The sequence below is a fragment of the Algihabitans albus genome, from assembly GCF_003572205.1.
Lineage (GTDB): Bacteria > Pseudomonadota > Alphaproteobacteria > Kiloniellales > DSM-21159 > Algihabitans > Algihabitans albus.
This window is the reverse complement of sequence record NZ_QXNY01000007.1, coordinates 85,954-111,954: the sequence shown is the minus strand read 5'-3', so window position 1 is coordinate 111,954 and position 26,001 is coordinate 85,954. Positions and strand designations below refer to the sequence as shown.

Here is a 26,001-nt window from a genome sequence, read left to right as displayed (position 1 = left end):
CCGGCCGGGATTCGACGCCCTCGGTCGCTTCTGAACAACTGCCCGGACTTCCTGGCCAGCTCGGCCTGTCGGCTAGCGGAGCAGTGCGCGGACATCCTGGGGGTAGCGCGACCGTAGGAAGGTCCACTGCTCGATCTGGCTTTGACGGCCGTTGCGGCGGGTCGTCTGCCGCCATTGCATCGCCGTCCGCGTGAGGGCCTCCTGGGCGTCGATCAGGCCGCTGTCCGCCTTTATGAGATTCTCCCGCAGGGCATCGAAGTATTCGCCCTGCCCCTTCAGATAGAGGTCCGGAATACTGCGCGCCATGCTTCTGCGATGGACGAACAGGAACTCCGATGAATAGGCTTCGACGATCTGCGGATCCCTGTAGTGCTCAGAGCGGAAGGGGTCGAAATATCCAGCCGGTTCGCGCACGGCACGCGTGGACATCTCGGGGCTGCTGGCATAGAGCGCGAAGAGGTAGGCGATCTCCGGAGTCTGCGACCCGCTGGAGACCGTGTAGTTCCAACCCCAGTTGAAGTAGGGCACGGTCAGGAGACGGCCGTCGACGTAACCGCCGGGCGTCGGGCCGAACGCCAGCCGTCCTCTCATTCTCGAGTCAGGACGGTTGAGATGCTTCTGGGTCCCGCCCCAGCCTATGTTGCAGAAGATATTGCCCCGCTCGAAGGTCCTGAAGTTCGCATCGAAGGTATCGGTCCGCACGGAGGGAGCGAGGCTGCGCGAGGCGGCCAGCAATTCCTCGAGCGCCGCCACACCGGCCGCGTTGTCGATCTGCGGCTCGAGATCCTCGTCGAAGGGCCAGAAGCCCTTCGCATGGAAGCGGATCCAGAATTCCCAGGCGATGTAGTTCGCCGCCCTGAACAGGGCACCGCCGTAGCGCTGCTCCTCCGGTCGATGGAAGAAGGCCATCGCGGTATCGAGTTCTTCCCAGGTCTCCGGAACCTTCAGCTCGTAGCCATGCCGGTCGGCGAAGCGCTTCCGCTCGTCCGGGTCTTCCAGCCAGTCGCGATGGTAGAACATGAGGTAGGCGTCGCCGTCGGTCTGGTAGCCGTAGAGGTTGCCCTTGTATTGATCGCCGAGGGAGAAGAGCGCGCTGGTCCGAAAGCCGGCCGGCTCGTACTTCGCGGCGAACGCGTCGAGATTGACGACCGCGCCGGCTTCCACGAGATCGGGAAGATTGAAGGTCGCGGGCAGCGCCAGATCGCAAGTCCCACCGCCCGACATCGTGTCGACGACCATCCGTGCGCTGATCGTATCGACCGGCTCCTCCTTCAAATCGACGGCGATCCCGGTCGCGGCGCCGAAAGCCTCGGCCACCGGGGCGACGTTTGCGAGACTGCCCTGCGGGATGAGAACGGCCAGACGGAGACTCCGGTTCGCCGCCAGGTCTCGTGCGGCGCGCGCGACTGTCTCGTGAAGGTTGTCCAGCGCTGCTCCGCCGCGCGCTGCGGCGGTCGCGGGGACAGCCGGAGGGACGCAAAGCGACCCCATCGTCAAACCCATGCCGAGGCAGAACGTCCGGCGCTTCATCGGCGAGTCTCCAATGCACTTCACAAAATGCTAACCAAATTTGAGATACTTTCTACGTTATTCCCTCTTACGAAAGCGTTTAGATGCCTTCTCCACCTGGAGCCACCACCAGACATCGAGCTGTCTTGAAAGGTGGGATCGCGTACAAGCTGCGGAACGCTTTCCTCGGCATCTCGCTCTTCTCGCTTCTCGCCGCCGTCGTGGGTATCGTCAGCTACCAGGTGATCGAGCGTGCGCAGAACGAAGTACTGGACCGCGCACTTCCGGCTGCTCTCGGTACGGAACGTCTGGTTTCGCAGGTCTTGCTGGTCGTCGCGGCGACGCCGACCTTGATCGCTGCGGAAGACAGCTATCGCCTTCAACGGGCGGCCGCGCGTATCGAGTCGGCCAACACGGAATTCCGAGCCACCCTCGCGCAGATTCGCGGCAGCGGCGGGGCCGACGAACTGCTGAATAGGGTCGAAGAGGAGTTCGACAGGGTCTTCGTCAATCTGCAGCGTCAAGTCGAACTGGTCGCCGAACGCAATCGCCTTAGGGTGCAACTGACCCAGGCAGCCGAGCAATCCAAGTTGGATGCCGAGCGGATGATCGAGGCGGTGAAACCCCGGATCGTGGAGGTCTCGGCCACCTTGCTGACCAAGACCGACGATCTCCGCCGAGTCCTGTCGACCTCGACCTCCGTGGCTCCGGAGACGAGAGAGGTTTTCGCAGAGCTGGTCGACAAAGACTACTACCTGGTCGAGCGTTTGACCGAGATGCGCTTTCTCTCCGACAACCTGGTAAGATATGTCAACGAGCTGGTGCTAAGCAGTGACGCGGCGAAGATCGCGGCGATCCAGAGCAAGCTCGGGATCGACCTTCGCGGTTTGACACGATCCACCGTCGCACTGAAAGACCCCAACTTGCGTGCGCTGGTCGCGCAGTCTCTGCAGAGACTGCTGGTAAGGGCATATGGCCCAGACAATCTCTTCGCGCTTCAATCGGAGCTGATCGAAATCCGCCGGCAACTGTCGCAGCTCAGTGCGGATAACTTCGCGCACGCGGAAGTGCTCCAAGGCGACGCCAGCCTACTGGTCTCCAAGGTCTCGACGCTGATCGACGCATCGTCGAAGGAGGCGCGCGAGGCCGTGGCCTTCGGGCGGATCATTCTCGCGATCATCGCCGCCACGGCACTGGTCGCGGCGATCTATGTCAGTTGGCGTTTCGTGCTCAAGGACGTGGTTGAGCGGCTGGTCCGGCTCGCCGACATCACGCGCGATCTCGCTCAAGGGAATCTCGAAGTCGACATCGACGTCTCGGGCCAAGACGAATTGGGCGACATGGCGGAAGCCCTCGAGGTCTTCAAAGCTAATGCGGGTGAACTCCAGCGGTCCAATGCGGAACTGGAACAGTTCGCCTACGTCGCGTCGCACGACCTCAAGGCGCCGCTACGCGGCATCGCCAACCTGGCGACCTGGATCGAGGATGATGCCGCGGAGGTTATGTCGGACGATACGAAACAGCATCTGACCCTGCTTCAGGGGCGGATCAAGCGGATGGGACAGCTGCTCGACGACCTCCTGCAGTATTCGAGGGCAGGCCGTGAGAAGACGGAGATCCAGCTCCTCGATCTGAACACCGCGCTTCCCGACCTTTTCAAGATGACGGCGGCTCGTGCCGACTTCCGGTTCGAGATACCTCAGGCGTTACCGCTTTTGCTGACCGCCCACGTCCCGCTGGAGCAGGTTTTCCTGAACCTGATTGGAAACGCGGTCAAGCACCACGATTCCGAAAAGGGCTGCATCCGGATCACCTCCGCCGATCGGGGTGCCTTCTACGAATTCCTGGTTCAGGACGACGGTCCGGGGATCGCGGTCGAATTTCACGAGAAGGTCTTCGCGATGTTCCAGGCTCTGAGGAGCCGGGACGAGGTCGAGGGCAGCGGTATGGGCTTGGCCATCGTCCGAAAAATCGTCGAGTCGGCTGGCGGCACCATCAAGATCGAATCCGACCCCAGAACCGCGCGTGGGGCGGCTTTCCGCTTCACTTGGCCGAAACACTGGCACGGCGCCGAGGCGATCCAAAAGGCTGCATGACGATGACCGGCTTCAAACCCGCGGTGACGGCATCGCGCTCGCAACCGCCTAGCTCACGAACTGGTCGGTCTTTATTCAGGGGAGACTTGGCGCTATGAACGCTCGCCGGGATGTCACTTTTCTTATGATCGAAGACGACGAAGTGGACGTGCTCTGCATCAAGCGCGCCTTCAAGGATCTCAAGATCTCGAATTCCGTCGTGGTGGCCGGAAACGGCCTGGAGGGCCTCTCCATCCTGCGGGGAGAAGACGGCTTCGAGAGGTTGCCGAGACCCTTCATCATTCTGCTCGATCTCAATATGCCGAGAATGAACGGGATCGAGTTCCTGGACGCCATCCGCCAGGACCCGGAACTGAAGACCTCGATCGTCTTCGTCATGACCACGTCTCAACATGACCGGGACCGTGTCTCCGCCTACGAGCGGAACGTGGCGGGCTATGTCGTCAAGAGAAACGCCATGGAGACCTTCGTCGAGGCCATGGACATGATCAATCACTACTGGCGCGTGGTAGAGCTGCCCTAGACCGGATAGCGATCAGTCGGACCCACCTATCGGGTCCGGCGATGACGTTGAATCCAGTCTGGATTCAAAGTGTGAGAGTCTGTTTCTTGGGATCGGCGGAACCGCGACGCGAGTCCATAGAATCACAACAGGCTCTAGAGGCCGCGCTTGCGCTCCAAACCCGCGAGAGCATGGATCCTACGCGGTTCCCGGACCGGCAAAGTCGGTTCGACCGGCCGCCATCTGGTCTAGAACAGGATCGCGCTAGTGTGGACTCGCTCTGGCGATCCCAGCTCGGGCGTGACTCCTACTCTCACCATCAGGTGAGAGAGCGATTCACGTCTCAGGCGACTGAAAGCAGATTTCTTCTTCGCGCTTCGTACCACCGAAGGATCTCATCCTTCGGCTGAGGCTTGGCGAAGAGGTAACCTTGAGCTTCGTCGCAGCCGTGATCTTTCAAATAGATGCGCTGCGCCTCGGTCTCCACACCTTCGGCCACGGTGCCGAAACCGAGACTCTTGGCCAAAGTCACGGTGGAGCCGACAGCAGCCGCGTCCGCGCGGTTCTCCAGCATTCCGGCGACGAACGACCGGTCGATCTTGAGGCAGTCGGCCGGCAGCGATGTCGCCAGCGCCAGGGACGAGTAGCCGGTTCCGAAGTCGTCGATCGCGATGGAAACGCCCAGGCTACGGAGCTGGTTGAGTTGACAGGTGGCAAGCTCGAGGTTCTCCAAGGCGGCCGTCTCGGTAATCTCGAGTTCCAGGATCGAGGGACTCAGGTCGAAGAACCGAAGGCGCTCCTGAACGCCGCCAACCAGGCCCCCCTGCTTGAGCTGAACGGCAGAGAGGTTGAGCGCCAGCCGAAGCCCTTCGAGTGCCGTTCCCTTCCAGCTCGTCACTGTCTCGAGAGCCTCGTCGAGGATCCAGGCCGATAGCGGGATGATCTGTCCGGTCGATTCGGCCATCGGAATGAACTCGGCGGGCGAGATCGGGCCATGGACCGGATGTGTCCAGCGGATCAGCGCTTCCAGACCCGTGACGGCCCCATCGGCCAGCCTCACCTTGGGCTGAAACGCCAGCGTGAGGTCGTTGGCCGCGATCGCGAGAGGCAGTTCGCGTTTGATCAAAAGAGCCCGTTGAACTTCCTTGTCCAGAACCTCGTCGTAGAAACGGAACAAACCGCGCCCCGATGCCTTCGCACGATAGAGCGCCGAATCGACCTCCTGGATCGCCACTTTCGGGTCCTTGCGGTCGTCCGCCGCGACCAGGACCACGCCGATGCTGGCGCTGGTTTCGAAGTGGTGCCCAAAGATCTCGAAGGGCTGAGATAGAGCGGCTATGACCTTGTCGGCGACCAGAGCCGCGGACTGCTCGTCGTCGAGGTTGGTTGCCAGGATCGCGAATTCGTCGCCGCCGATCCGGGCGACCACATCCGTTTCCCGGACGGTTTCGATGAGCCGCCGAGCCACCTGGACCAGCAGCTCGTCGCCCGCTTGATGACCCAGACTGTCATTGACCCATTTGAAGCGGTCGAGATCGAGTAGAAGCAGAGCGAGGCCCTTCCGCGTCCTCGACGTCTGTTCCAGGCACTCCCGCAGCCTTTCGTTGAAGAGTGTCCGGTTCGGAATCTGGGTCAGCATGTCGTGCTGCGCCAGCCAGCGATAGCGTTGTTCGCTCGTTTCGGCACGGGACAGCGTTTCGGTGAGCTGGCTCTGCGCCTCTGTCAGTTCCCGGGTCAGGATCTGCTGTTTCCGGATCTCCTTATCGACGGCCGCCTTGGCCTTGCGAAGCTCGTCCGTCTGTTCGATCAACAGACGTTTCTGCCGCATGGACTCGTTGGCATAGCGAAGCGAGCGTTCCAGCCGCTTCACGTCGAGATCCGTCTTCAGCAGAAAGTCCGCGACACCGACCCGTGTCGCGGCCAGGTCGACATCGCGGTTCTCTTGGCCGGTCAGGAGGATAAAAATGCGGTTCCGGTCCGTCTGAGGGGCGGACTCGACGATCTCGAGACCTGTGCCGGAGCCGAGAAAGTAGTCGACGAGGTAAATGTCGTGGACATCGGCCGCGACCGCCTGCAGAGCCTCGTTCCAGGTGGTGGCGACGTCCAGCCGCAGTTCCGACCCGAAGATTTCGGTCAGCAAGCGGCGGCTGTGCAGGCGATCGACCTCGTCGTCGTCGATTACCAGAATGCGGGGCGCCGAAAACGCACCCTGTTCTTCCGGCGAGGCGTGAACGTCCCAAGCCCACAGCATCGACTACATTCCCGAACACAATAAGTTTCAAACAGTGGACCAAATAATATTTCTCCAATGGTATATTTTTTATGAACAGAAATAATTGTGATCGAACGAAAGCTAATCATACACATCAATTCTTGATTTAGTAGAGGTTATTTACTTCTGTACGCCTGCGACGCGAAGCTGACTGACAGAATTCGGGGGCCGCGCCACTCGCCGGGATCCCTGGCTTCAGAGCCGCGCGGTGGCCGGAGGCGCGTATCCTGGCCGCCTCCGGCCAATCGCCGGTCGCGCGACGCGCCCTCCGCCCTACGCGGCCATCCGCATCCGCTCCACGAAGGTCGGCCGTGCCCGCATGGCCTCTTCCCAGCGCTTCGCGTGGACCAGGTCGCTCGGCAGGGCCTTCTCCATGATGTCGCAGACGAACAGCACGGCCATGCCGGTGATGTCCGCAATGGTGAAGCTCTCGCCAGCCACGAAGGCCCGTCCGTCCGACAGCTCGCTGTCGAGCCACGCCCACAGCTTATCGAACCGCCGCATCTGCGCGGCGGCATAGTCCGGGTTCTGCTCCAGCTTGTCGGCGAAGAAGCCCAAGGTGTGCTGCGCGACGTCGCCGATCGCGGCGAAAGGGTACAACTCCATGCGCCGGTTCCACATCTCGACCCGGGCTTGGCCGTAGGCACCTTCGCCCAGCAATCTCGGCGCGGGATGCAGTGCCTCGAAGTAACGGCAGATCGCGACGCTCTCTGTCAGGATACGCCCGTCGTCGAGTTCCAGCGCCGGCAGCTCGCCCAGGGAATTGATCGCCAGGAAGGCCGGCGTCCGGGTCCCGCCCTTCAGGACATCGACCCACTGTCTCGGAACCTCGATGCCCTTCTCGGCAAGGAAGATGTGGACGCGCAGATTGTTCGGGGTCATTGCATCGTAGAGCTTCATGGACCGTCGCCTCCTCAGCGTCTGCTCTGGATTATTAGTGAACTATATGGTTGATTAATTGATCGCCGCTTTTAAGTCAACCATATAGTTCACTTTTGGAAGGAGCACCCGTGCCCGACCTCGATCGAACCTTTGCCGCCCTCAGCGATACGACCCGGCGCGCCATCGTCGCACGCCTCGCGACCGGAGAGACGGCCTTGTCGGACTTGGCCGAACCTTTCGACATGTCGCTCACGGCTGTCTCGAAACATGTCCGTGTTCTCGACGACGCCGGTCTGGTCAGGGTCAGCAAACGCGGCCGCACCCGCTACTGCCGGCTGGAGGCGGAACCGATGAAGGCTGCGTCGGACTGGCTCGACGACTATCGCACCTTCTGGACCGGCCAGTTCGAGGCCCTGGCCCGGTACCTGCATGAGGAGACGTGATCGTGGGCTTTCTGCGAAGTCCCGTCGGGGAGGAACCGGTCGTCCTGGAGGGCCTTTTTCGGGCGCCGCTGGCCCGAGTCTACCGGGCCTGGACCGACCCCGAGCAGATCGTGCAGTGGTTCGGTCCCGGAAGAGAAAAGGGGAAGGGCTGCCTGATCTCGGCAACTCTGGATCTGCGCGTCGGCGGCCACTGGCATTTCGTGCTGTCGCAGGACGACGGCGGCCGGGCCAGCCTGCAGGGAACCTACAGCGTGGTCGAGACCGAAAGCTGCCTCAGTTTCTCCTGGTGCCACGTCCGCGAGACGGCCGACGGCCGGCGCGAGGAGACACCCCGCTCGCAGGTCACCGTCCGCTTCCGGGCGGAGGGTGCCAGCACCCATGTCTACCTGCGCCACGAGGGCATTCTGCGTGAGGATGGCCGCAAGGGCGTGGGAGGCGGCTGGGACGCCTCCTTCCAACAGCTCGGCGACTGGCTCGCCGCCGCCGTCACAGGGCCGGCTTGATCTTGTAGCGGGTCTGCACGAGACCCGACGGGAAGGACGTCACGCCAAGAAGGTCGAGATCGATATCCTCGGCAATCTCTCCGAACAGTCGGCGCCCCTCGCCGATCAGGATCGGCACGAGGGTTACGACCAGATCCCGAATCAGATTGGCCCGCAGGAAGGACTGCACGACCTGTCCACCGTCGATGTAGGCGCGACTCCACCCCTCGGCCTGCAACTCCCGCATCAGGTCTCGCGGCCCGAGATCCGTGACCCGCACCCGGTCGGCCAGCTCGGCCGGAACATCGGCCCTGGACAAGGACGTGCTCATGACGATCACCGGCTTCGCATAGGGCCAGTCGCCGAAGCCCAGGACGGTCTTGTAGGAGCCGCTGCCCATGACCAAGCCGTCGACGCCCGCCAGGAAGGCTTCGTAGCCGTGATCTTCGCCCTCGGTATTCTGCTTCATCAGCCAATCGAGCCGATGATCCCGGCGCGCGACGAAGCCGTCGAGACTGGTGGCGATGAAGACGTGACCCGTTGTCATGGATGGTTTCCGCGATTGAAGAAAAAGCCGGCGCCGGACAGCCCTCTAACCCTCCACCGCGAAGACCTCGCCGCTGCCCAGATCGCGAATCCGGTCCACGCGGCTTCCGTCCCAATGGTAGCCCAGATGCCGGGCCTGCACGGGAATCGGAATCAGGTCGGGCCAGAAAACGGCGACGCAGTCTCCCTCCGGATAGCGCACGCTGGGATAGGCGATGCCATCGGCCCCCACGGCGCGCAGCCGTGCGGCCAAGGCCTGCGACGGGCCGTAGTCGTCCGGGTCCAGACAGTCGGACCAATCCGCAGCGTCGCGAAGATCGTGGAGCGCGCGGTCGACCGATCCCACGAGTTCCCGGAAATCCGAGGTCCAGCCCGGCGCCTGATCGGTCGCGCTCATGAAGCGGCCGTGGTGGTGGATCGTTTCGAACAAGGCGACCTCGAAGCGGTCGCCCGCGTAGTAGACGCCGAAGCTGCCGTCGGAAAAACGGCTGCGGCGGTCCGGGGAGACATGAACGAAGGGCGCCATCAGCCAGGTTGCCCCTTCGCCGGCGACGCGCCGGGCCGGCGGCACAAGGTCGAGCAACCCGACGGACTCCGCGACGCGCGGGTTGGTCTTGCTCTCGGCGCTGGCAATGGCGTCCCAGTCGGCTGGGTCCGCGATGTCCTCGAACAGGTCGATCGGCGGAAAGCGGGAGCGTATGATGCGGTAGGTTCTCGGCCACTGAACCCGGGAGACGGGCGGGGCCTCGGGCTTCACCAGGCGCCCCGCTCCGCATCCAGGTAGTGCCGCACCCGCATCAAGTCGGTCAACTCGCCGCCCAGCATCACTTGCAGGGCCGAGCGGCCGCCGAAGACCGCGTTGGGTGCCGCGATCCAGGCATAGCCGCGCTCCGGCTCGCGGAAGATCAGACGCAGCGCCTTGTGAATGCCCATCAGGTTGGCGAGGCGGGCCCGTAGATCCCGCGGCAGCCGGCCGCTTCCGCCCAGTTTCCAACGCGCCCAGGTGCGTGCCGAAATCCCGCCGAGCAGAGTGCAGGCCTGGCTGTCGGTGACGCCCCAGCGCTTGAAGAGGTTGGGCACCGCCCGCGCCATGGCCGCCGCCTCGGCATCGGTGATCTCGGGCGTCTCGGGCCTGGCCCGGCTGCGGTCGATGAGGCGGAGTTCCGGCATAAGCTATCCTTTGCAATCTGGCAGAAATTAGGACTGTTAATGCCAAATTGCAAGGCCGATCCAAGCACAGCCTCGCCCGACCACGACCTCGCCGTCGCACACCGCCGGCTCGGACGCGCGGCCGCCGGACAGATTTCCGATCCGACGGCCGCAGCCCGCAGCGTCACCTTTGGAGGTTCACTCCTCAGGCAGCGGCCCGGATGTCGGCGAGCGCCTGCAGGAGCAGCGTCGCCACCCGCTCGGACGACCGCGGGTTCTGGCCGGTCACCAGCCGGCCGTCGCGAACGGCGTGCGCCTGGAACGTCTCGGCATTGCCCTCGAAGAGACCGCCCAGCGCGCGCAGCTTGCTTTCCAGCAGGAAGGGCACGACCTCGGTCAGGCCGACCGCCTCTTCCTCGGCGTCGGTGAAGCCGTTGACGCGCTTGCCGGCAACCAGTGGCTTGCCGTTCGAGAGTTCGGCCCCGACCAGCCCGGCCGGACCATGGCAGACGGCGCCGACGACGGCGCCGGCCTCGTAGGCCTGGGCCACGACTTCGCCCAGCCGCTCGCTCTGGGCGAAGTCCCACATGGTCCCGTGTCCGCCGGGCAGGAACACAACGTCGTAGGCGGCGGGATCGACTTCGGCGATGGGCAGGGTCGCCTGCCGCTGAGCCATGGCATCCGCGTCGTCCAAGAACCGTTGGACCACTGCGGGCCGGTTCTCCTCCGCCTCGGAACCCGGATCGGCCGGCGCCGCGCCACCCTCGACGCTGGCGATATCCACGGCGAGGCCGGCATCCCGCAGGCTCCAATAAGGAACCGCCAGTTCTTCCCAATAGAACCCGGTCGGCTTGCCGGTCTCACCCAGCTTGGCGTGGGAGGTCAGGACGATGAGAGCGCGCTTCGGCATCTGAATGTTCCTTGTATGAGGTGTCGCGCCGGGACAGCCGACGCTGTTACGTCTAGCCCTGATCTGGGCACGCCGAGGCATCAGGGCAAAGAAGGATATTTTCGTTCAGCCATAGATATTATTATATCTAGCCATGACGCCCTTCATTCCGCTCCGCACCTTTCTCGAGACCTGCCGCAGCGGGTCGGTATCCCGCGCCGCGGCGGCGCTGGGGATCACGCAGCCCGCGGCCTCCGCCCATATCCGAACCCTGGAGGACCAGCTCGGCCGCCCCCTCTTCGAGCGCCATGCCCGCGGCGTGCGCGTGACGGCGGCGGGCGAGGAACTGGCCACCGCCATCGGCCCCAGCTACGACACGCTGGAGGCGACCTTCGCCATGCTGCGCGTCCGGGCCGAGGCGATCGAGGGCACCATCCGCATCGCCGGCCCGTCGGAGTTCATGAACGCCCGCATGGTGGAGCCGATCGCCACCCTCGCGGCCCTCGGTCTTACGGCCCATGTCACGCTGGGTGGACGCGACGTCATCTACGGCGCACTGGAGACCGGCGAGGTCGATCTCGCCATCACCGCCTCGCGTCCGGTCTCGCCGGAGATCGGCTGCCGAGTCATTCAGGAGGAACGGCTCTTGCCCGTCGCCGCCCCCGCCTGGGCGGCACGGCTGCTGGGTCCGGGAGGCCGCGCCGACAGGAGCCTGACGGCCGCCCTGGCCCATCCGCCCCTCGCCTACGACGAACAGCCAAGCCAGATCGCCCGCCTGATCGAACGCGAGGGCCGGGATCCCGGCAGCTTGCGCCCATCCGTGGTCGTGCCCGATTTGCGGTTTCTACGTGCGCTGGTCGAAGGCGGCAGCGGCTGGACGGTCCTGCCGGACTATCTGATCGCGGAGTCCCTGCGCAGGCGCCGGCTGGTGATTTTGAGCTGCAAGGCCGCTCCGCTGATCAACCGGCTTTATCTCGCCTGGCCGAAGTCGGCCCTGCGCCAGCCCCGCGTCTTCTACGCCCGCCAGAAGCTGCAGGAGATGCTCGCCGCCGAGAGCCTGTTGTGATCCTATGGACTCGCTTTGCGGTTCCGCCGATCCCAAGAAACAGACTCTCACACTTTGAATCGAGACTGGATTTAACGTCATCGCCGGACCCAAGACGAGGGTCCGACCGATCACTATCTGGTCTGGAGCTCCGGCGTCAGCCCTCAGACAGGGCTGCCGTCCTTGTCCCGCTCCAGAAGCGCGACGACGTCATGGACGTTCTCGGCGGTGAGCGGCTTGTTGATGAAGGTCTTGACGACTTTGAACTCGCCGGCGCGCGCGCGGTCCTTGGGGTTGAGCGACGTCGTCAACATCACGATCACGGCCTTGGCGAACTTCTCTCCCAGTTCGATCGTGGCAGCCTCGAGAAATTCGAATCCGCTCATGCGCGGCAGATTGATGTCGAGAAATATGACGTCGATCTTCTGGCGATCTTCGCGCTTCAGGAACTCCAGCGCTTCATCCGCATAGTAGAAGGATACCACCTCGCCCAGAAGGCCGGAGCGGGCGATGACGCGTTTGTAGATCAATTGATCGGTTTCGTCGTCCTCCACCAACATGACGGTCGGGCGCGATGCGGCTTGATGGAGGTCTGGAGCAGTCATGTGATTGGCGTCCTAAGTTCGTGCGCTGCAGGCGGTGGGACCGAGGGTGGTCTTGCGCCCCGGAAAACCTGAATCGATCAAGGCATGTAGAGCGGTAGGGGAAACTCGAAGGCGGTTCCTTCACCGGGAACCGAACGAAGCTCTATGGCGCCGCCGTGGTTGGCGACGATCCGTTTGCAGAGGGTCAGGCCCAAGCCGGAGCCCGGGAAAGCCTCGTAAGAGTGCAGCCGCTGGAACAGGCCGAAGATCCGATCGTGAAACTCCGGGGCGATTCCGATTCCGTTGTCGGAGATGACGATGCTGCGCTTCCCGGCTTTTCGGTCGCTCTCCGCGTGAATAGTAATCCGCGGCGACCTGTCCTCCGATCGGAACTTGATCGCATTGCTTATGAGATTCTGGAACAGCAGTCTGAGCTGCAGACTGTTGCCGGTAACGACGGGGAGTTCGCCGAGATCGATTGTTGCGTTGGTGGATGCGATATCCGACTGCAGATCTTCCAGAATCTCCTGCGCCAGAAAATTCAGATCGACCGCCTCGGGCGCGAATTCCTCCTCGATCGTGCGGGAGTAGCTCAGGACGTCTTCCACCAACTTACCCATGCGTCCGACGGTCCTCTGCGCTCTGTCGATCAGATGCTTTGCATCGTCGTCGAACACTCCGCCATGCGACAAGGTCAGCTCGTCTAGCAGCATGCCGACGGTATTCGTCGGCGATCTCAGGTCGTGTGAGATGGCATAGGTGAACTCGGCTTGCTCCCGGTTCGTTTGCACCAGCAGTTCGTTGAGCCGCACGAGGTTCTCCGCCTTCCGGGCGAGCGACCGCTCGGCGAGGCGTCGCTGATTCACCTCCGCCTGCACGGCCTTGTAGGCCTGGGCACTGCGGGCCTTCGCATCGTTGATCGCGGTTACGATGTAGTCGAGATCGTCTTGCCGGTCGTCGCCCGACCGTTCCAGTTTCAGTGCTTCGGATCGGTTCAGCCAGGACGATCCCGCGACGTAGGTTGCGATACTCCTGAGATGGCGGCTCACGAAATGGTTGAAGATCGCCAGCATGATGATCGATGCCAACGCGGTCTTGGCGAAATTGGAGAACAACAGAGTCCAGAACTGGGCCCAGACCCGTTCCTGAACGTTCACGAGACTGAATCCGATTGTCATTGTGCCCAGCGGAACTGCCGTGCCGGCCTCCTGCCGATACTGAAAATCCAGCTTGTCCATGATCAGGTCGGTCGAGGACGCCTCGCCCTGGCTCCACTTCTGGCCGGTAGTGGTTTCCAAAGCGATGAAATGGACATCCGCTTTGTTGTAGATACCGTCCATTAGGGTCTGAACGAGGTCGAAGTTGAATTCCCAAAGGGCGTTCTCGAAACCCTCCCGGAAACTCTCTTCGATCACGTCGATCGACTGCAGAACTTCCTCGCGGTCCCGCTGGTAGCTCAGAAAGAGCTGAGCGCTGGCCGATAAGACCGACAAGAGCGCACCGGACAGAACGATGAGAAAGACAATCCGGCGTCCAAGCCGGTCGGCCGGTTTCTTCGCTTGGTGGAGGAGCGTCAAAGTCGACATCGGTCTCGTCACTCTGCATCCAACGAAATCGTACCGGCGCCTTCGACCGCACGGGGCGGAACCGATGGACCCTAGTTACGGTGTTTCTCAAGCAGCCTGTCCAGCGAACCATCGGCCCTCATGTCGGCCAGGACGCTATTGAAATCCGCAAGCAGCTTGTCCCGACCGGGGAAATCGCTTCGCACGGCCATGTGAATACGCTGCGCCGTAAGGACTGTGGGGAGATACTCGATTTGATCCGCCAGGCCGGGATCGTCGGTTCTGATCGCGTAGTCGATCACATCCGTACTGTCCAAGGTCAGATCGACGCGACCGCTCGCGACCATTCTGACGCCCTGGATCGTCGTGGTGACGACGACCTTGTTGAGGTCGTCCGCACTGTCGAATCTCTCCTCGTAGAGGTACCCCTCGCCGACAGCAATCGAGTAGGGCCGCAAACTCTCGACATCGGTAAAGACATGATCGTGTCCCTTCTGTTGAACGAAGCGCACTTCGGTCTCGTAGAAAGGATCGCTGTAAGTGAGATAGGCCTGCAGTTCCTCTTGCAGGAACAGGTTGCCGACGACGTCGTAAATTCCGGATTGCGCGCCGTTCAGAATGCGGGCGAACGGCAGAATTTCCGTTGTGACGTCATACCCCGCGCGCTCCAATACAGTGGTGATGACATCCAGGGAAATCCCCCCGTTCGGCAGATACTCGCCCCCGAAAGGCGGCCAATCGTCCACGACGACCCTGATCGGCGTCTCGGCACGCGCGGGACCGAGACACCCAAAAAGCAAGGCGAACGCGAGAAGGAGTGGTCTCATCACGGTTGAATCCTGTTTCGGCTTTGAATACCGATGGAAAGTTCCGGTTCAATCAGCATCGGCAACGACGAAGCATCGGTCGATCTGGATACCGGAAAATAATGAAATTTATCTCAATAGCCGCAAAAACTCTCCGGGACGACGCCGAACGCCCCCAATTCCCGGCGCGGCCGTCGGGATACGAGCCATTTCACGGTAGGTCTGTCTCTAAAATCCGGCCGCCGCCGGCTCTACCGCCCGCCGCTCCGCTTCCGCGCGATCACCACGTAGTTCTTCGGATAGCCGGCGTTCGTGATCTTACAGGCGGTGTCGAGCCGGTAGAACAGACCGGCGAGCAGGAAGGCGGCGCCCTTGAGCGCCACAATCAGCGGCCAGGCGAGGACCGGCCACCAGGGCCGGCGCAGGTAGGCTTTCGGGTTGGCGGGCAGGGCGCTGGCCATGCCCTGGAACTGGTAGGCGACCGTGCCGAAGTAGCCTTCCATCCATTCCAGGCGCTCGATTTCGAAGCCCGCCGTCTCGAACATGTGCCGGTGGGCGAACTGCGTGTAGCGGTAGAAGTCGTAGGGTTCCTCGTGCTCTTCGTAGAACAGAGGACAGGTGCAGATCATCTTGCCGTCGGGCTTCAGGGTCCGGCCCAGCTCGCGCAGCGCGGCGAGAGGATCGGGCAGATGCTCCAGCACCTGATTGAAGACGACCCTGTCGAAGCGCCCGTCCTCGACCGGGATATCACAGAGATCGCAGACGTAGGTTGATTTCGCGTAGGGTTTGTCGACCTGTTCGAAGTCCGCGCTCTCGTAGGTGCAGTCGTGGAAGAACTGCCGGTAGGGCTGATCCCCGGCCCCGGCATCGAGCACCAGCATGCCCGGCGCGGTCCCGCGCGCGAAATCCTCGTTGTAGCGGCGCAGGTAGGCTCGCGAGGAATTCGGCAGCAGATGGCGCTTGATACGCGCTTTGGAGATCATGATCTCGCCAGTCTCTGCCTTGTGGACGGTGGCTTTCGTATAAGAAATATCGCGGCTGAAACCAGGACTTTCTCAGTCTAGAACGCTCTTCCAACCCTGGTACTACCTTTGTCCCTGTGGTGTTTGGGTGACGAAATCGCATCGTCCAGCCGCTCTTGTTAGACCTAAAAAATGTAATACTGCCAGACCGTGAGATATCGGATGCGTTATTGCTAAAATTGAAAGCATGGCGCAAAGGCCGTCATTGACCGATACGGCCCTGCTCTTGACCGACCGGGGCGCCGGGCCAACCGCGTCTCGATGCCGTTCCCCATCACGTCGCTTCGCAAAGAAGGATCCTTCTTTCTCATCGAAAGGGGGGTCGTCCCGTATTTGGCGAAGACTGTCTCATATCTTCTCCGAAAGCTCGAATAGGCGCGGCGATCGATCGAATTTACCGCCGCGAAAGGTTCCCCAGGCATCCTTGTCTCCACAGGATCTTGAGAAAGTGAACGCCCTTGTCGGACTCCTCTGTCGGTCGCGGCTCGAACAGCAGTACGGAGGCGCTTTGGGTCCTGACCCGAACGGCGTTCGCCGGGCTCTGCCTGTTGCTGGCTCTCTATCTTCTGCGCGACCGCTTTCAGGAGATCGATCTCGACGCGACGCTGGCGGAAATCGCCGGCGTTTCCCTGACCATGGTGGTGCTGGGCATTGCCCTGACCGCCCTCAGCTATCTCGCCATCGCCAGCTACGACCTGCTTGCCTTCCGGCTGATGGGACGGCCCCTGCCGGTTTCGGCGCTGCTGCGCTCCGGCTTCGCCGCGACCGCCATGGGACAGGCGCTGGGCTTCGGGGTGGTGGTCGGCGGTCTCACCCGCTGGCGGATGCTGCGCGGATACGGCGTCACGCCCCGGGATGCGGCGGCGGCCTCGGCCCTGGTCGCCTCCGGCTTCTTCATGGGGCTGACGGTCGTCTTCGCCGTCATGACTCTGCTGGCCAGCGACTCCGTCGCGACCATCGCCGGAGTTTCGCGCTCCGGCGTGATCGCGGGAAGCCTGCTGGCCCTCGCGATCTACGGGCTGCTTCTCTCGCTCGGCGGCGTCGAACTGTCTCTCTTCGGGCGAAGCGTCGCCCTGCCCGACCGGACGCTGATGCTGCGCCAGACCGGCCTGGCGGCGCTGGACGTGATTCCGGCGGGCCTGGCTCTCTGGGCCTTCCTGCCCGGCGAGCTGGAGGCCGGAGTCGGCTTCGTCCTGACCGCTTACATCGCGGCTCTGGCAGCCGGCCTCCTGGCCAACACGCCGGGCGGGCTCGGTGCCTTCGAGGGTGTCTTGCTGATCGCCCTGCCCGACGCGCCGATGGACTCTCTTCTGGCCGGGATCCTTTGCTTCCGCATGGTCTACTACGGCCTGCCCTTCTGCCTCGGCCTGCTGCTGCTGACCGACGCGGAACTGGGCGGGACCGAATGGCGAGCCCGGCGCAAGGCATGGCCGCGGCCTCCGATGGCGCCGCCGCGCCGCAAGCCCTCGGCGCATAGGAGCGTCGCGACGGCGGACGACCCCGCCCTGATCGCGCGGGCTTTCGAGATAAGCGATCGGGCCGAGTCCAATCTCGCGTTCCTGGGCGACAAGCGCTTTTTCTTTTCCCGGGACAAGGCGAGCTTCGTCATGTTCGGCCAAAGCGGCCGGACGCTGGTTGCGCTCGGCGATCCGGTTGGACGGCGCGACACCTGGCCCGCCCTGATCGCGCAAGTCCGGCACCAGGCCGCCGCGACCGGCGCGCGCCGGTCGGTCTTCTACAAGATCGGGCCGGAGGCCGCCGCGATCTGCCGCGCCCAGGGTTTGCGGACCGCGCGGATCGGTCATGAGGCCGTGTTGGACCTGGCGACTTTCGATCTCGCCGGCTCCAGCCGGCGGGATCTGCGCCGCAAGACGCGCCAGGCCGCGAAGTCGGGCGTGGAGATCCTGCGGCACGCCCCCGGCGAAGCCCCCTTCGCCGCGTTGGCCGAGGTCGCGGGGCTCTGGCGGGACGCCAAGCGCGGGCGGGAACGCTCCTTTTCCACCGGTCACTTCGACCCCGCCTACCTCGCCCGCTTTCCCGTCTTCGAGGCCCGGCGGAACGGACAGTGCTGCGCCTTCGTCAGTGTCTGGATCAGCGGCGATGGGTCGGAATGGGCACTGGACCTGATGCGCGCCCGCTGCGACGTACCGGGCGGGACGATGCATGCGCTGGTCGCCGCCGCCGCCCTGGCGGCCAAGCAGGCCGGGGCGCTGCGCTTCAACCTGTGCATGGCCCCGCTGAGCGGACTCGAGGAGAGTAGCTGCCCGGTCGAGCGGTTGGGCAGCGCGGTCTACCGCCACGGCGGCCGCTTCCACAGCCTGCAGGGCCTGCGCCAGTTCAAATCGACCTTCCGGCCCGACTGGGAACCGCGCTACCTGGCCCACCGGCCGGGCCCGGCGTTGATCGGGGCGGCCTTCGCGGCCTATCGTCTCTGTCGGAAGACGCCCGAGGTGGCGCCGGCAGGCGGAAAGGCCGCCGAGGGAGCGGCGAACCGCGATATCGGACCGCCGGGCGGCCCTTAAGTCCGCAGATCCCGGCCGACCTCTCCGTTTAGCGCCTCCCCCGCTGATGCGCCCCGCCAACACCCTGCGCTGACGCACCCCTTGACGCACCCGTTGACGCCCGGCCCCGCGTCGCTAGGATGCGGCGCCGAACGGGTCCCGTTCCCCAACAGCCACCGAAACCAGCGAAGGGCGCGCCTGATGGCCTCCTACCAGTACGTCTATTCCATGCAGGGTCTGTCGAAGACCTACCCAGGCGGCAAGACCGTGGTGAAGGACGTGCACCTGAACTTCCTGCCGGGCGCCAAGATCGGCGTGCTGGGCCTCAACGGCACCGGCAAGTCCACGCTGCTGCGGATCATGGCCGGCGAGGACACAGAGTTTAACGGCGAGGCCTGGCCCGCCAAGGACGCCAAGGTCGGCTATCTGCATCAGGAGCCGAAGCTCGACGCCGACAAGACGGTGGCCGAGAACGTGATGGAGGGGCTGGGCGGCCTGAAGGCGCTGGTCGACCGCTTCAACGAGGTCAGCAACGCCTTCGCCGAGCCCGACGCCGACTTCGACGCGCTGATCGCCGAACAGGCCGAGTTGCAGGAGAAGATCGACGCGGCCGACGCCTGGGACCTGGACCGCACCATCGAGATCGCGATGGACGCCCTGCGCTGCCCGCCGGGCGAGGCCAAGGTGGCCAACCTGTCCGGCGGCGAGCGGCGGCGCGTCGCGCTCTGCCGCCTGTTGCTGCAGAAGCCCGACCTGCTGCTGCTGGACGAACCGACCAACCACCTGGACGCCGAATCCGTGGCCTGGCTGGAGCGCCACCTGGAGGAGTATCCCGGCACCGTCTGCTGCGTGACCCACGACCGCTACTTCCTGGACAACGTCGCCGGCTGGATCCTGGAACTCGACCGCGGCCGCGCCATTCCCTACCAGGGCAACTACTCAGGCTGGCTGGAGCAGAAGCGCAAGCGTCTGGCGCAGGAGGCGCGCGAGGAAAAGGCGCGGCAGCGCGAGCTGGATCACGAGGCCGAATGGATCAAACAGTCGCCCAAGGCGCGCCAGTCGAAGCAGAAGGCCCGCATCCAGGCCTACGAGGAGTTGTTGAACACCCAGGTCGACAAGGCGCCGGAGGCCGGCCAGATCGTCATCCCGCCGGGCCCGCGCCTGGGCGACCTGGTGATCGAGGCGCAGGACCTGCGCAAGGGCTTCGGTAACCACCTGCTGATCGAGGACCTCTCCTTCAAGGTCCCGCCCGGCGCCATCGTCGGCATCATCGGCCCCAACGGCGCCGGCAAGACCACGCTGTTCAAGATGATCGTCGGCCAGGAGCAGCCGGACGGCGGCAGCCTGCGCGTCGGCGACACGGTGAAGCTGGGCTACGTCGACCAGAGCCGCGACACGCTGGGCGCCGACAACACGATCTGGCAGGAAATCTCGGAGGGCGCCGACGTGATCGCCGTCGGCAAGCGCGAGGTCAACAGCCGCGCCTACGTCGGCAGCTTCAACTTCAAGGGCCCCGACCAGCAGAAGAAGGTCGGACAGCTCTCGGGCGGCGAGCGCAACCGCGTCAATCTAGCCAAGCTGCTCAAGTCCGGCGCCAACGTGATCCTGCTGGACGAGCCGACCAACGACCTGGACGTCGACACCCTGCGCGCCCTGGAGGAGTCTCTGCTCGACTTCGCCGGCTGTGTGCTGGTGATCAGCCACGACCGCTGGTTCCTCGATCGCGTGGCGACCCACATCCTGGCCTTCGAGGGCGACAGCCGGGCGGTCTGGTACGAGGGCAACTTCCAGGACTACGAGGAAGACAAGAAGCGCCGGCTCGGCGACGCCGCCGTCGAACCCCATCGCATCAAGTACAAGCCCCTGACGCGCTGACGCGCCCAGCGCAACGTCCAGTGAAGGAGGAGCGTCTGAAAGATGGCGGCAGGCTCACGCGATGCCGCCTCCCGACGCCCCTCCCGCACCACCTTCATGCCGCGCGAAGTCGAAGCGCGGCGGCCGCCGCCGACAGCCGGCTCGCACACAACCGGCGCGGACCTGAGACCTGACCGCAGACGGTAAAAAGGGGCCGTAGGCCCCTTTTCGCACAACTCTGGCCTGTGGCGGCTCTCGCCGCGCGCCTCAGCCTTGCTGGTTGACCGGGCGAACCTGACCGCTGTCGATCAGGCGGCGCAGTTCCTGCACCAGACCGGTAACGCTGCCTTGCTGGCGAATTACCGAGCTGTACTCGTCGCGCAGCGTGACCGCGAGGCTGACACCCTCGGCGCGTACATCCAGGATTTTGAAATCGGCGCTCTGCCCGCGCACGCGCCAGATGGTCCGCACCGGCTCGCCACCGCCGGGCGGGCTGAAGGTCACCGGCACCTCGAACAGATCGTCGCGCCCCTGCAAGGGCTGAGAGCCGCCGAACCGAAGCTCGGCGTCCCTGGCACCGCCGAACAGCGGCAGGAACCGCTGGGCCAGGTAGTCCTTGAACACCTCGATGAAGTCGGCGCGCTCCTGTTCGGAGGCCGAACGCCAGAAACGGGCCAGAATGAACTGGCTGACCGCCGGCACGTCGAAGCCCTCTTCCAGCAGCGTTCCGAAACGGGCCTCGCGCTCGGCCTGGCTCAGATCGTCGCCGGTCAGCTGCGTCAGAGCCGTATTGGAAAACTCCTGCAGGAACTCGGTCGGCGTCTCGGCCTGGGCCGAGGCCGGCGCCCCTAGGGGTCCGGCAAGCATCAGGGCCGCTGCAAAAACGGCCAATCCCGCCTGGCGCAGTCCGCGCTTGATTACTGCAGTCATGTCGCTCCTTCTCGCATTCGCGGCCGGTGGGCCGTTCGCCGCGCTTCTCTATTCAACCCTGAAAACTCTTAGCGTTCTAAGACTAGCGAAAAATGTCTAACGAACGCTGACCTGACGCGGATCCGTCGAGGGCTCGGCGCCGCTGAACTCGGGCCCAACCCCGCCCACGTCGTTTCGAATCTGCCGCTCGCGCTGCTGCCGCCAGAGAGAGCGGATGCGCGAGTAGTAGTCGATGGAATCGCGGCGCACTTCATCGAGCGTGTCGATGTTGGCGGCCCGGAAGCTCACGGCCTCGGCCCCGGTGCGCGTCAGCGCAAGCGTATCCTTGTCGTTCACGCGCGCCAGGTAGTTGAAGGGATCGAGGAAGAAGTCCACGCCCCGGCCGCCCGCGTCGCGGAAAGTCGAAGGTCCGAGCAGCGGCAGCACCAGGTAGGGGCCGCTCGGCACGCCATGCACCGCCAGGGTCTGACCGAAGTCCTCGTTGCGGTGCTCCAGACCCAGTCCCGTCGCCGGATCGAACAGGCCGAAGCCGATCGCGCTGTTGACCAGGAAGCGGCTGCCGGTGGTTTCGGCATGCTCCCAGTCCCCCTGGAACAGGGCGTTGGCGAAGGTCACCGGCTCGCTGAGGTTGGTGACGAAGTTGCTCACGGCCTCCTGAAACAGGTCCGGCGTCCAGCGGCGGTAGGTCACCGCGATCGGCTTGAGCACGAAAATGTCGAGGGTGTCGTTGATGGCGAACATGAAGCGGTTGAACACTTCCAGAGGATCGCCGGCCGAAACGAACTGGCCCGTCCCGACATCCGCCACATCCGCGATATCGCTGGCGAAATACTCGCCGTCCGCCCTGGCAGCCAACTGGAAATCCCGAGCCGGCGCCTGCGCGTAGCCATTGGTGTTTTCCAGCCCCGGCGCCCATGCGCAGCCGCCGAGAACGGCTAGGCACATCAAAAGCCCCGACACAGGTTTCATGAAGCGGCCCAAAGTCCGCGAGACAGCCCGATACACCATTGCGCCCCGTTTATCCCAGCTATCAGACGTCCCGACTGCGACCGACCGAGTCCGAGGATTCGCGACTCTTCCGAGCAGGAGACTCTGCCATGTAACAGACCAACGAACCGGGACCCGACTCCCGATCCGGACTTCCGACCGGGGTGCCCCCCGAAACGAGCCCGCGCAAGCGGATTCGCGGTAACGGCTCAGTAACCAACTCTACGACAACCGCCGTCTCGACCGGCCCTTCGGTCACCTTAGCCGCCGGCCCTTAACAAGTGGTTCGTGTGCGAACCCTCGCCTGAGAAGCGATCTCTTGCTGCTATCACACCTGAGGCCAAAAGACTATAACGCGGCCCGATAAAAGAGTCAGCTTTCACAGAGTGTTGCAGCTTTACCAACGAAATCGCGACCCGTCTCCCCGACCATGCCGGGTTCAGTCGCGCTCGCCCTCAACCGAAAGAAGTAGCCGACGATAGAGTGGGGTCAAGGCGAAGGGCAGCATATACATGGGGAGCTGGGCCAGCGCGAAGAACAGCACCACATCGTAGTCGGCCTGCGGCGGGAGCGCGGCCAGCAGCAGCCCCATGTTACAGTTTCCAGACATCAGGCCGATGGTCAGGGCCCGGCGCGGCCCCTGCCACCAGAAGGCGAGTACGGCGGCAATCTGCAACAGTGGATTCGCGACGAAGGCGGCGAGAATCCAGAGTGCCACGACCTCGGGCCGCGCGAAGATCGTCGCCGTCACGCCGTCCATGATCGCCACGGCGAAGACCAGCATGACCAGCACGACCAGGCCGTCGAGCGAGGCGGCACGGGCGCGAAACCAGCCGACGCCCGCCAGCCGGCGCAGCAGGAAGGCAAGGGCGAAGGCCCCCAGCACAACCAGCGCCAGACGCAGCATGAAGCCGGCGATGCTGACCTCCAATTCCAGCCCGAGCAGCCAGAGCGACAGCAGCGGCACGGTGATCGGCGTCAGCAGCGTCGCCGCCAGCCCCATGACCAGCGCCAGAGCGCCATCCAACCCCAACAGGATCGCGATGGCCGTGACCCCCAGGATCGGCGGTGCCGCCGCCATCAGAACCAGGGCGATTTCCAGCGGCTGCGGTCCCGGCAGCACGGCCAGGACACTCCAGGTCGCGACCGGCGAGATCAGCATCAGCCAGACCACCAGCAAGGCCAGCAGTCCGGGCCGGCGCAGATAGGCGACCATCTGGCCCCACTCCACCCGCAGCAACGTCAGCACCAGGAGGGTCGCCACGGCCGGGCCGACCAGCGGGCGCGCCAGCGACGCGAGATCGGGCAGGGCCAGGCCGATGAAGACCCCGAGGAACAGCACCTTGGGGCCGTGGCCGCCGAGAAAAGCCAACAGACGCATGGGACTCGCAAGATCGCAGAAGGCGACGAAGATGCCGCGACGCTACCCGCTTTGCAGAGCCGCGCCAACACCCGCCCCGGCCGCGAGACCCGGCTGTCCGACACCTCCGACACGGACTACGCGACCAACCTGGTCACGGGCGACTACCGCAACACCGGACTGGGCCGCAGCTTCCGCGCCGCGCGGGGCACTCCGCAGACCGGTTTCCAAGCCTTCGTGGATCCGGTGAGACCTACATCGTCGGGCAAGACTATCTGATGCGCAGCGATTCCCGTTTCAGCGAGACCACGACGATCCTGCAGCGCAAGGTCGAGACCGACCCGGCCGAGGCCGCGCTCGCCGGACGGTCCGGGTACATGGACGCCCTGGACTATCGCGACGTGCCGGTCGCTTCGGCCTTCGCCCCCTTTACCTTCGCCGGCGTCACCTGGGAGGTTCTCGCCGAACAGGATCTGGCGGAGATGCTCGCCCCCGCGGTCAGTCTCCGCAACAAGGCCGTCAGCCTGCTCGTCATCGTCTCCGGCGCCCTGGCCCTGATCGGCATCTTCGCCGCCCGTTCGGTCTCGCGGCCGATCACCGCCTTGGCGAAGGTCGCCGATCGCCTGTCGCGGCACGATCTCGAGGTCCCCCATCGCGATCGCCAGGACGAGGTGGGGCTGCTGGCAGCAACCGTCGAGCACTTCAAGGAAACCTTGCTGGCCGACGAGGTGCGTCAGGTGGAAAGCGAGAAGGAGCAACGGCAGCGCACGGCAAGCGCCGAACGCCTGCGCCGGCTGGCGGCCGATTTCGACACTCAGGTCCGCGAGGAACTCGCCGTGGTCGGCGGCTTCACGAGGGATCTCCCAGAAGACCGCGGAGCGGCTCTCGAGAACCGCCGAGGAAACCAGCGCCCAGGCGGCCACCGCCTTGTCCGCCACCGAGGGCATCGGCGAAATCGTCGAGATGATCACCAGCATTGCCGAGCAGACCAATCTTTTGGCGCTCAATGCAACCATCGAGGCGGCGCGCGCCGGCGAGGCCGATAAGGGCTTTGCCGTGGTGGCCAGCGAGGTGAAGAACCTGGCCACCCAGACGGCCAAGGCGACCGAGAACATCGCCGTTCAAATCGGCGCGGTGCAGGCCGAAACCGGCGCCAAGGTCGACGCCATCGAGGGAGTTGCCGAAGAAATTTCGGCCGTCGCCAGAATCGCCGGCAGCATCGCCACCGCGGTCGAGGAGCAGAAAAAGGCGACCCAGCAGATCGACCTCAACGTGACCCAGGCATCCCAGGGCGCGTCGGAGGCCTCCTCCACCATCTCCGAAGTGACCGAAACCTTCGTGAGCAGCGGCAACGCGACGGCCGAACTCCTCAACTCGGCCGAAACGCCGTCCCAGAAGTCGGAGACGCTGAGCAAACTGGTCGGGCATTTCCTGGACGACGTGCAGTCGGCCTGACCCGGAAACACCGCACGCGAAGCCTGGCGATGGGTTGCGGTACAGGCCGGAGCCGTCATTTCGGCGGCAGAGGGATTTCCGGCCAGTCCGAGGTGACCTCGGCCTGAACGGGGCGCTCCAGGTAGGTCGAGAGAACGACGAAACTCCGCGTTCCCCGGACGCCCGGCAGCACGTAGAGCTGCGAGAGAAAGGCCTCCAGGTCACGGGCGCTGGCCGTCCGCACCTTCAGGATGACGCAGGTGTCGCCGGCGACCGAATGCATCTCCTCCACCTCGGGAAAGCGCTTCAGCCTCATCATCCGCTGACTCTTGCCCCAGCCCTCCGCATCGACGTGCACGAAGGCGAGGAAAGGCTTTCCGACCGAGGCGGCGTCGATACGGGTCGTCGTGCCGGCGAGAGCGCCCGAAGCCTTCAACCGCTTGACCCGCTCGTGGGCCGCCGGTGCCGAGAGACCGGCGCTCCGCCCGATTTCCGCGTAAGTCAGGCGGGCGTCCTCGGTCAGCGCAGCCAAGATCCTTCGGTCGAAAGCATCCAGGGACCGCGCCTGCCTCCCGTTCAGCCGAAGATCTTCTGTTTCTACATCCATAAGTCGAAATCGACCTTTTCCTGAGTATCGATGGTCATTTATCGAGAATGGCGAAAGGATCTTCATCATGCAAACGACACCGAGAAACCCGACGGACGGCATCTATCGCGCCGACGACTATCTACACGCCCTGGAGGTGCAGGGCACCGGCCGGCTGCTCTTCGTCAGCGGAACCATGGGTCTCGACGCGCAAGGGACGGCGCCCGAAACCCTGGAGGAGCAACTCGTGCTGGTCTGGTCGAACCTCCGCCGCATCCTCGCCGAAGCCGAGATGACGACGGACAACATCGTGCGCCTGACCAGCTATCTGCGGGACGCCGCCTTCAGGGAGGCGAACCAGGCCGCCCGGCTGCGCGCGCTAAACGGCCGCCGCGTTCCCACCACCGCCATCGTGGTGCAAACGCTCGAAGACGACTGGCTCGTGGAGATCGAGGTGATCGCCGCGGCCTGAGGGCGCGACAAGAGTTTGGATCGGCGGCCGGACGCTGCCCGAACTGGCGCGCCGGTCCAACTCGAGCGACACGTCACGCTGAGGT

Annotated in this window: 25 protein-coding genes and 1 pseudogene; 11 read left to right on the top strand and 15 right to left on the bottom strand. The window is 64.3% G+C overall.

Translation table 11 applies throughout. The features are described from left to right. Positions 1-72: 72 nt before the first annotated feature. Complete coding sequence (locus DBZ32_RS19795; RefSeq protein ID WP_208539335.1) at positions 73-1,530, bottom strand: extracellular solute-binding protein; 1,458 nt, start codon at positions 1,528-1,530, stop codon at positions 73-75. A gap of 125 nt (positions 1,531-1,655) precedes the next feature. On the opposite strand from DBZ32_RS19795, the gene DBZ32_RS19790 reads away from it, so the two are divergent. Both DBZ32_RS19790 and DBZ32_RS19785 read left to right on the top strand, forming a co-directional pair. Further along, a complete protein-coding gene (locus tag DBZ32_RS19790; RefSeq protein WP_162906864.1) occupies positions 1,656-3,605 on the top strand; it encodes a sensor histidine kinase in 1,950 nt (649 codons plus the stop codon). A gap of 94 nt (positions 3,606-3,699) precedes the next feature. Beyond that, on the top strand, positions 3,700-4,128 hold the full coding sequence (locus DBZ32_RS19785) for a response regulator (protein ID WP_119168989.1): 429 nt from the start codon (positions 3,700-3,702) through the stop codon (positions 4,126-4,128). A gap of 322 nt (positions 4,129-4,450) precedes the next feature. On the opposite strand, the gene DBZ32_RS19780 is transcribed toward DBZ32_RS19785, so the two are convergent. Together DBZ32_RS19780 and DBZ32_RS19775 are read right to left on the bottom strand one after the other, a co-directional pair. Beyond that, positions 4,451-6,358, bottom strand: a complete 1,908-nt coding sequence (locus DBZ32_RS19780) for a putative bifunctional diguanylate cyclase/phosphodiesterase (RefSeq protein WP_119168988.1) — start codon at positions 6,356-6,358, stop codon at positions 4,451-4,453. 294 nt (positions 6,359-6,652) lie between these two features. Further along, the gene (locus DBZ32_RS19775) at positions 6,653-7,279 is read right to left on the bottom strand and encodes a glutathione S-transferase family protein (protein WP_119168987.1); all 627 of its coding nucleotides are present in this window, start codon (positions 7,277-7,279) and stop codon (positions 6,653-6,655) included. Between the two features lie 110 nt (positions 7,280-7,389). Between DBZ32_RS19775 and DBZ32_RS19770 the strand changes: the two genes are divergently transcribed. Next, the gene (locus DBZ32_RS19770) at positions 7,390-7,704 is read left to right on the top strand and encodes an ArsR/SmtB family transcription factor (protein WP_119168986.1); all 315 of its coding nucleotides are present in this window, start codon (positions 7,390-7,392) and stop codon (positions 7,702-7,704) included. A 2-nt stretch (positions 7,705-7,706) separates the two neighbouring features. Then, complete coding sequence (locus DBZ32_RS19765) at positions 7,707-8,207, top strand: SRPBCC family protein (RefSeq protein ID WP_162906863.1); 501 nt, start codon at positions 7,707-7,709, stop codon at positions 8,205-8,207. Here DBZ32_RS19765 and DBZ32_RS19760 read toward each other — a convergent pair. The 4 genes from DBZ32_RS19760 to DBZ32_RS19745 all read right to left on the bottom strand — a co-directional run bounded on the left by DBZ32_RS19760 (position 8,191) and on the right by DBZ32_RS19745 (position 10,791). Then, entirely contained in the window at positions 8,191-8,733 is a 543-nt protein-coding gene (locus DBZ32_RS19760; RefSeq protein ID WP_119168984.1) for a dihydrofolate reductase family protein, read from the bottom strand. The genes DBZ32_RS19765 and DBZ32_RS19760 overlap by 17 nt on opposite strands. Positions 8,734-8,778: 45 nt before the next feature. Next, positions 8,779-9,489 (bottom strand): RES family NAD+ phosphorylase, encoded by a 711-nt coding sequence (locus DBZ32_RS19755; protein ID WP_208539333.1) that lies wholly within the window; start codon positions 9,487-9,489, stop codon positions 8,779-8,781. Then, positions 9,486-9,902, bottom strand: a complete 417-nt coding sequence (locus DBZ32_RS19750; protein WP_119168983.1) for an antitoxin Xre-like helix-turn-helix domain-containing protein — start codon at positions 9,900-9,902, stop codon at positions 9,486-9,488. The genes DBZ32_RS19755 and DBZ32_RS19750 overlap by 4 nt, the downstream gene beginning before the upstream one ends. 184 nt (positions 9,903-10,086) lie before the next feature. Beyond that, complete coding sequence (locus DBZ32_RS19745) at positions 10,087-10,791, bottom strand: type 1 glutamine amidotransferase domain-containing protein (protein WP_119168982.1); 705 nt, start codon at positions 10,789-10,791, stop codon at positions 10,087-10,089. Positions 10,792-10,924: 133 nt separating this feature from the next. Here DBZ32_RS19745 and DBZ32_RS19740 point away from each other — a divergent pair, with 133 nt between their 5' ends. Beyond that, entirely contained in the window at positions 10,925-11,836 is a 912-nt protein-coding gene (locus tag DBZ32_RS19740) for a LysR family transcriptional regulator (protein WP_119168981.1), read from the top strand. Between the two features lie 143 nt (positions 11,837-11,979). On the opposite strand, the gene DBZ32_RS19735 is transcribed toward DBZ32_RS19740, so the two are convergent. From DBZ32_RS19735 to DBZ32_RS19720, 4 genes are all read right to left on the bottom strand, one after another. Beyond that, entirely contained in the window at positions 11,980-12,420 is a 441-nt protein-coding gene (locus DBZ32_RS19735) for a response regulator (protein WP_208539332.1), read from the bottom strand. A 77-nt stretch (positions 12,421-12,497) separates the two neighbouring features. Continuing rightward, on the bottom strand, positions 12,498-13,985 hold the full coding sequence (locus tag DBZ32_RS19730; RefSeq protein WP_119168979.1) for a sensor histidine kinase: 1,488 nt from the start codon (positions 13,983-13,985) through the stop codon (positions 12,498-12,500). Positions 13,986-14,056: 71 nt separating this feature from the next. Continuing rightward, positions 14,057-14,791 (bottom strand): substrate-binding periplasmic protein, encoded by a 735-nt coding sequence (locus DBZ32_RS19725; protein ID WP_119168978.1) that lies wholly within the window; start codon positions 14,789-14,791, stop codon positions 14,057-14,059. A gap of 230 nt (positions 14,792-15,021) precedes the next feature. Then, positions 15,022-15,753, bottom strand: a complete 732-nt coding sequence (locus tag DBZ32_RS19720; RefSeq protein WP_119168977.1) for a class I SAM-dependent methyltransferase — start codon at positions 15,751-15,753, stop codon at positions 15,022-15,024. A 497-nt stretch (positions 15,754-16,250) separates the two neighbouring features. Here DBZ32_RS19720 and DBZ32_RS19715 point away from each other — a divergent pair, with 497 nt between their 5' ends. Further along, a complete protein-coding gene (locus DBZ32_RS19715) occupies positions 16,251-18,314 on the top strand; it encodes a bifunctional lysylphosphatidylglycerol flippase/synthetase MprF (RefSeq protein ID WP_119168976.1) in 2,064 nt (687 codons plus the stop codon). Positions 18,315-18,494: 180 nt separating this feature from the next. Next, on the top strand, positions 18,495-20,168 hold the full coding sequence (gene ettA / locus DBZ32_RS19710; RefSeq protein WP_119168975.1) for an energy-dependent translational throttle protein EttA: 1,674 nt from the start codon (positions 18,495-18,497) through the stop codon (positions 20,166-20,168). A 246-nt stretch (positions 20,169-20,414) separates the two neighbouring features. Here ettA and DBZ32_RS19705 read toward each other — a convergent pair whose 3' ends face one another. From DBZ32_RS19705 to DBZ32_RS19695, 3 genes are all read right to left on the bottom strand, one after another. Continuing rightward, entirely contained in the window at positions 20,415-21,077 is a 663-nt protein-coding gene (locus DBZ32_RS19705; RefSeq protein ID WP_119168974.1) for an MlaC/ttg2D family ABC transporter substrate-binding protein, read from the bottom strand. A 96-nt stretch (positions 21,078-21,173) separates the two neighbouring features. Then, positions 21,174-22,022 carry an MlaA family lipoprotein gene (locus DBZ32_RS19700; RefSeq protein ID WP_119169017.1) on the bottom strand — a complete coding sequence of 283 codons (849 nt, stop codon included), beginning with the start codon at positions 22,020-22,022 and terminating at the stop codon, positions 21,174-21,176. A 481-nt stretch (positions 22,023-22,503) separates the two neighbouring features. Beyond that, on the bottom strand, positions 22,504-23,445 hold the full coding sequence (locus DBZ32_RS19695) for a hypothetical protein (protein ID WP_119168973.1): 942 nt from the start codon (positions 23,443-23,445) through the stop codon (positions 22,504-22,506). A 51-nt stretch (positions 23,446-23,496) separates the two neighbouring features. Between DBZ32_RS19695 and DBZ32_RS19690 the strand changes: the two genes are divergently transcribed. The 3 genes and pseudogenes from DBZ32_RS19690 (at position 23,497) to DBZ32_RS19680 (ending at position 24,879) form a co-directional block, all read left to right on the top strand. Beyond that, positions 23,497-23,703, top strand: a complete 207-nt coding sequence (locus DBZ32_RS19690; protein ID WP_119168972.1) for a hypothetical protein — start codon at positions 23,497-23,499, stop codon at positions 23,701-23,703. After that, a pseudogene (locus tag DBZ32_RS22760) lies at positions 23,703-24,131 on the top strand (sensor histidine kinase); the annotation flags it as partial. The gene DBZ32_RS19690 and the pseudogene DBZ32_RS22760, both read left to right, overlap by 1 nt. Continuing rightward, positions 24,043-24,879: a methyl-accepting chemotaxis protein gene (locus DBZ32_RS19680; protein ID WP_119168970.1), complete on the top strand. Its 837-nt coding sequence runs from the start codon at positions 24,043-24,045 to the stop codon at positions 24,877-24,879. The pseudogene DBZ32_RS22760 and the gene DBZ32_RS19680, both read left to right, overlap by 89 nt. A gap of 55 nt (positions 24,880-24,934) precedes the next feature. On the opposite strand, the gene DBZ32_RS19675 is transcribed toward DBZ32_RS19680, so the two are convergent. Continuing rightward, a complete protein-coding gene (locus DBZ32_RS19675) occupies positions 24,935-25,465 on the bottom strand; it encodes an Lrp/AsnC family transcriptional regulator (RefSeq protein ID WP_119168969.1) in 531 nt (176 codons plus the stop codon). A 67-nt stretch (positions 25,466-25,532) separates the two neighbouring features. Between DBZ32_RS19675 and DBZ32_RS19670 the strand changes: the two genes are divergently transcribed. Next, complete coding sequence (locus DBZ32_RS19670) at positions 25,533-25,916, top strand: RidA family protein (protein WP_119168968.1); 384 nt, start codon at positions 25,533-25,535, stop codon at positions 25,914-25,916. The last annotated feature ends 85 nt before the right edge of the window (positions 25,917-26,001 follow it).

What these genes read in the sequence shown, in the direction of transcription:
- DBZ32_RS19795 (WP_208539335.1), bottom strand. Translation starts at nt 1,530, where the DNA reads ATGAAGCGCCGGACGTTCTGCCTCGGCATGGGTTTGACGATGGGGTCG.
- DBZ32_RS19785 (WP_119168989.1), top strand. Translation starts at nt 3,700, where the DNA reads ATGAACGCTCGCCGGGATGTCACTTTTCTTATGATCGAAGACGACGAA.
- DBZ32_RS19780 (WP_119168988.1), bottom strand. Translation starts at nt 6,358, where the DNA reads ATGCTGTGGGCTTGGGACGTTCACGCCTCGCCGGAAGAACAGGGTGCG.
- DBZ32_RS19775 (WP_119168987.1), bottom strand. Translation starts at nt 7,279, where the DNA reads ATGAAGCTCTACGATGCAATGACCCCGAACAATCTGCGCGTCCACATC.
- DBZ32_RS19760 (WP_119168984.1), bottom strand. Translation starts at nt 8,733, where the DNA reads ATGACAACGGGTCACGTCTTCATCGCCACCAGTCTCGACGGCTTCGTC.
- DBZ32_RS19750 (WP_119168983.1), bottom strand. Translation starts at nt 9,902, where the DNA reads ATGCCGGAACTCCGCCTCATCGACCGCAGCCGGGCCAGGCCCGAGACG.
- DBZ32_RS19745 (WP_119168982.1), bottom strand. Translation starts at nt 10,791, where the DNA reads ATGCCGAAGCGCGCTCTCATCGTCCTGACCTCCCACGCCAAGCTGGGT.
- DBZ32_RS19740 (WP_119168981.1), top strand. Translation starts at nt 10,925, where the DNA reads ATGACGCCCTTCATTCCGCTCCGCACCTTTCTCGAGACCTGCCGCAGC.
- DBZ32_RS19735 (WP_208539332.1), bottom strand. Translation starts at nt 12,420, where the DNA reads ATGACTGCTCCAGACCTCCATCAAGCCGCATCGCGCCCGACCGTCATG.
- DBZ32_RS19730 (WP_119168979.1), bottom strand. Translation starts at nt 13,985, where the DNA reads ATGTCGACTTTGACGCTCCTCCACCAAGCGAAGAAACCGGCCGACCGG.
- DBZ32_RS19725 (WP_119168978.1), bottom strand. Translation starts at nt 14,791, where the DNA reads ATGAGACCACTCCTTCTCGCGTTCGCCTTGCTTTTTGGGTGTCTCGGT.
- DBZ32_RS19720 (WP_119168977.1), bottom strand. Translation starts at nt 15,753, where the DNA reads ATGATCTCCAAAGCGCGTATCAAGCGCCATCTGCTGCCGAATTCCTCG.
- ettA (WP_119168975.1), top strand. Translation starts at nt 18,495, where the DNA reads ATGGCCTCCTACCAGTACGTCTATTCCATGCAGGGTCTGTCGAAGACC.
- DBZ32_RS19705 (WP_119168974.1), bottom strand. Translation starts at nt 21,077, where the DNA reads ATGACTGCAGTAATCAAGCGCGGACTGCGCCAGGCGGGATTGGCCGTT.
- DBZ32_RS19700 (WP_119169017.1), bottom strand. Translation starts at nt 22,022, where the DNA reads ATGTGCCTAGCCGTTCTCGGCGGCTGCGCATGGGCGCCGGGGCTGGAA.
- DBZ32_RS19695 (WP_119168973.1), bottom strand. Translation starts at nt 23,445, where the DNA reads ATGCGTCTGTTGGCTTTTCTCGGCGGCCACGGCCCCAAGGTGCTGTTC.
- DBZ32_RS19675 (WP_119168969.1), bottom strand. Translation starts at nt 25,465, where the DNA reads ATGGATGTAGAAACAGAAGATCTTCGGCTGAACGGGAGGCAGGCGCGG.
- DBZ32_RS19670 (WP_119168968.1), top strand. Translation starts at nt 25,533, where the DNA reads ATGCAAACGACACCGAGAAACCCGACGGACGGCATCTATCGCGCCGAC.